The sequence below is a fragment of the Nonlabens dokdonensis genome (genome assembly GCF_002162835.1).
Classification (GTDB): Bacteria; Bacteroidota; Bacteroidia; order Flavobacteriales; family Flavobacteriaceae; genus Nonlabens; species Nonlabens dokdonensis_B.
In genome coordinates this window covers 1-3,352 of record NZ_MAAX01000155.1, presented here as the reverse complement: position 1 = coordinate 3,352, position 3,352 = coordinate 1, and the positions used below count along the sequence as shown (strand labels likewise).

Sequence of the window (3,352 nt, the reverse complement as noted above, 5' to 3'; positions counted from 1 at the left end):
GTGATTGCAAACTGCCATCAATGCGGTAATCCTTGTGACACACATACTAATTGTGCAAACGATGCATGCCATTTACTTTTTATTCAGTGTGATTCATGCAAAGAAAAATATGAAAACTGCTGTAGTGAAGAATGCAACGAGATCATTCAGCTTCCTTATGAAGAACAGAAAGCATTACGAGCAGGACACTATAACAGCAATAATATTTTCAAAAAAGGACGCTCTGAAAAGCTAGCTTTTAAAAAGCACTAATATTTAATAAGTAGTGTATTGAAATTATACCGCTTTCGCGAAAGCGAGATCAATAAACACATCTTACCTTTACAACATGGTTAAAATAGGCAACATAGAATTACCAGATTTCCCACTTTTACTTGCACCTATGGAAGATGTGAGCGATCCACCTTTCCGTACTTTATGCAAAGAAAATGGTGCCGATGTTGTTTTTACCGAATTTATCTCTAGTGAAGGGTTGATACGTGATGCTGCAAAAAGTACCATGAAACTGGACATCTATGAAACAGAACGACCAGTAGGGATTCAGATCTTTGGAGCTAACTTAGAATCCATGTTACAATCTGTGGAAATTGTAGAGCGTACTAAACCTGATATTATTGACATCAACTTTGGTTGTCCTGTAAAAAAGGTGGTTTCTCGTGGTGCAGGAGCAGGAATACTTAAAGATATTGATCTTATGGTGTCGCTTACGGAGGCTATGGTAAAACATACCTCTTTACCTATTACTGTAAAAACTCGTTTAGGCTGGGATGACGATTCAATTAAGATCATGGAAGTAGCAGAGCGTTTACAAGATGTAGGTATCAAAGCTCTTTCTATCCATGGTCGCACACGAGCACAGATGTATAAAGGAAATGCCAACTGGGCTCCTATTGCAGAGGTGAAGAATAATCCGCGGATACACATTCCTATTTTTGGAAATGGAGACGTGACCACTCCGGAGCTTGCTATGAAAATGCGTGATGAATATGGCCTTGACGGCTGTATGATAGGTCGCGCGAGCATAGGTTACCCATGGTTTTTTAGAGAAGTAAAGCACTTTTTTGAAACAGGAACGCATCTCGCAAAACCCACTATGCAAGAGCGTGTAGAAGTCGCGAGACGACACCTTCAAATGGCAATAGATTGGAAAGGCGAAAAATTAGGTGTTTTTGAAACGCGCAGACATTACACTAACTATTTCAAAGGCATTCCTAATTTTAAAGAACACCGTATGAAAATGGTAACTAGTGATGACAGTGCTGGCGTTTTCGCTGCTTTTGATGAGGTACTTCAAAAATTTGGCGATTACAGTTTTGCTTGAGAAAGCAGCCTATCGTTAATTCTGCGAGAACCTATGTAACTTGCTATAATTCCCAAAACCGCAATAGTAGCTAGAGATATAAACACGTTTATTAGTTCCATAGCAAAAGGGTATGGAATTCCTGGTGCGATATAAATTAAATCGTACTGTATTTGTAAAGCAACAAATACCACTCCTATAACAAGTCCTATGACACCACCAGAAAGGGTCATTAAACTTCCTTGAATAAAGAATATTTTACGTAAAGATTCTACTGGAGCACCTAGATCCAGAAGGGTTTTCATGTTTTTCTTTTTGTCTAGAATCATCATAATGATCGATCCTACCACATTAAATAATGCAATGATCAATACTAAAGTAAAAATCAAATACACCACCAGGTTTTCTGAATTAAGCATTTTATACAACGCATCATTCATCTGGAATTTATCTTTAATTTTAACAGGCTGGTCAAAGATTTCTTGAATCGCGGCTCTTACCTCGTCTTGATTTGCTCCATCCTCAAGTTTAATCTCCACAGCACTTGCTGTTGAGCCATTCAAATTGAGCAGTTTACGAGCTGCGTTAAGTCGAGTAAAAATATATTTACCGTCTAGCGCTTCATTAACACTAAAAGTACCTATTGGGATAGCGTCTAGCCTTGAAAACGAACTGTTCAAATTAAGTTTATTAATCGCATTAGTTCCAGGTTTAGGAACCATTATTTGCATATAATTCCCATAATCATTAACTGTAAGTGATAATCTTGCTGCTAGAGAATAACCTGCAACAACTTGCGCATCACTTTTAGAAAGCCAGCTACCATAGTATAAAATGGAATCTGTACTAATCATGTTCACATAATTATCTGGAACTCCTTTAATAAAAGCAATGTCGTTTTTTTCCTCATAATTTAAGAAAGCCTTTTCTTCTATTACATCACAAACTAATGCTATTCCAGGTACATTTTCTAGTTCTCGCTTTCGCGAAAGCGGTATCTCAACTGTCTTTCCTTCTACAGGTAATACTTTAAGATCTGGATCAAAATAGTTGGAAAACTCGGTGCTAAAATCCTTAAGTCCTGAAAATCCTGAAAGAACAATAAAAAGCGCCGCAGTTCCTACCACTGTAATGATAAAACTGAGGATATTTATGATATTAATGGCGTTTTTTCCGTTTTTAGAAACGAGGTAACGTCGCGCTATGTAAAAAGAAAAATTCACTAAGACTTTTTGCGTCGTGGGAGAATATCTGGATTTTCAATAGGGTTATTTTTCCCTTTTAATTCTTGATCGATTTGATCCATGTACTCTAAAGAATCATCGTTGAAAAATTGGAGCTCAGGCATGCGACGGAACTGGTGACGTACTCGAGAGGCTACCTCATAACGTATCTCGTGTCCCATATCTACGATCTCTTGCACAACAGTAGCTGCCTTATCTGCCGGGAAAACAGACAGGTACACTTTTGCATAACCTAAATCTGGAGTAACAGTAACCTTAGTAACCGATACGATAAGGTTGCTTACGGCATTTTTTCTCATTACATCCTGAATGACAGCTGATAAATCTTCTTGTAAGACACCAGCAATTTTTTTCTGTCTATTACTTTCTTCCATAGTGCAAAGGTAAGTTGTTCCTTATTAATAGTTCTTTAATTTCATTTTTATCAAATCTTCTTGAAAAGAAATAAGATATAAAAAAACGCTTCGACATTGTTGTTTTTTAACTGTTGTTTCTATCTTCACAGTAAAGAATAAAAACATGTTTGGCAAGATTGAACATTTAGGAATTGCAGTTAAAAGCCTTGAAGAGGCAAACGAAGTTTACACAAAATTATTGGGTCGCAAACCTTATAAAAGTGAATCAGTAGCAAGTGAAGCGGTAGAAACGAGTTTCTTTATGACCGGAGAAAACAAAATTGAGTTACTGGCTGCAACAAATGAAAACAGCGCTATTGCAAAGTATGTAGCAAAACGAGGCGAAGGAATTCACCATGTAGCATTTGCGGTAGAAGATATTAAGGCTGAGCTATCTAGACTGGAAAAAGAAG

The 3,352-nt window shown here is 37.2% G+C and carries 4 protein-coding genes and 1 pseudogene; 3 read left to right on the top strand and 2 right to left on the bottom strand.

The annotated features are described in order from the left end of the window. Both A9Q93_RS10240 and dusB read left to right on the top strand, forming a co-directional pair. A pseudogene (locus tag A9Q93_RS10240) lies at positions 1-252 on the top strand (hypothetical protein); the annotation flags it as partial. A 76-nt stretch (positions 253-328) separates the two neighbouring features. Next, entirely contained in the window at positions 329-1,321 is a 993-nt protein-coding gene (gene dusB / locus A9Q93_RS10235; protein WP_303687304.1) for a tRNA dihydrouridine synthase DusB, read from the top strand. On the opposite strand, the gene A9Q93_RS10230 is transcribed toward dusB, so the two are convergent. Together A9Q93_RS10230 and rbfA are read right to left on the bottom strand one after the other, a co-directional pair. Further along, positions 1,306-2,523: an ABC transporter permease gene (locus A9Q93_RS10230; RefSeq protein WP_303687303.1), complete on the bottom strand. Its 1,218-nt coding sequence runs from the start codon at positions 2,521-2,523 to the stop codon at positions 1,306-1,308. The two genes, dusB and A9Q93_RS10230, sit on opposite strands and share 16 nt — an antisense overlap. Beyond that, positions 2,523-2,918: a 30S ribosome-binding factor RbfA gene (gene rbfA, locus A9Q93_RS10225; RefSeq protein ID WP_303687302.1), complete on the bottom strand. Its 396-nt coding sequence runs from the start codon at positions 2,916-2,918 to the stop codon at positions 2,523-2,525. The genes A9Q93_RS10230 and rbfA overlap by 1 nt, the downstream gene beginning before the upstream one ends. A gap of 145 nt (positions 2,919-3,063) precedes the next feature. On the opposite strand from rbfA, the gene A9Q93_RS10220 reads away from it, so the two are divergent. Continuing rightward, the coding region (locus A9Q93_RS10220; RefSeq protein ID WP_303687301.1) for a VOC family protein at positions 3,064-3,352 on the top strand (289 nt) is incomplete at its 3' end.

What these genes read in the sequence shown, in the direction of transcription:
- rbfA (WP_303687302.1), bottom strand. Translation starts at nt 2,918, where the DNA reads ATGGAAGAAAGTAATAGACAGAAAAAAATTGCTGGTGTCTTACAAGAA.
- dusB (WP_303687304.1), top strand. Translation starts at nt 329, where the DNA reads ATGGTTAAAATAGGCAACATAGAATTACCAGATTTCCCACTTTTACTT.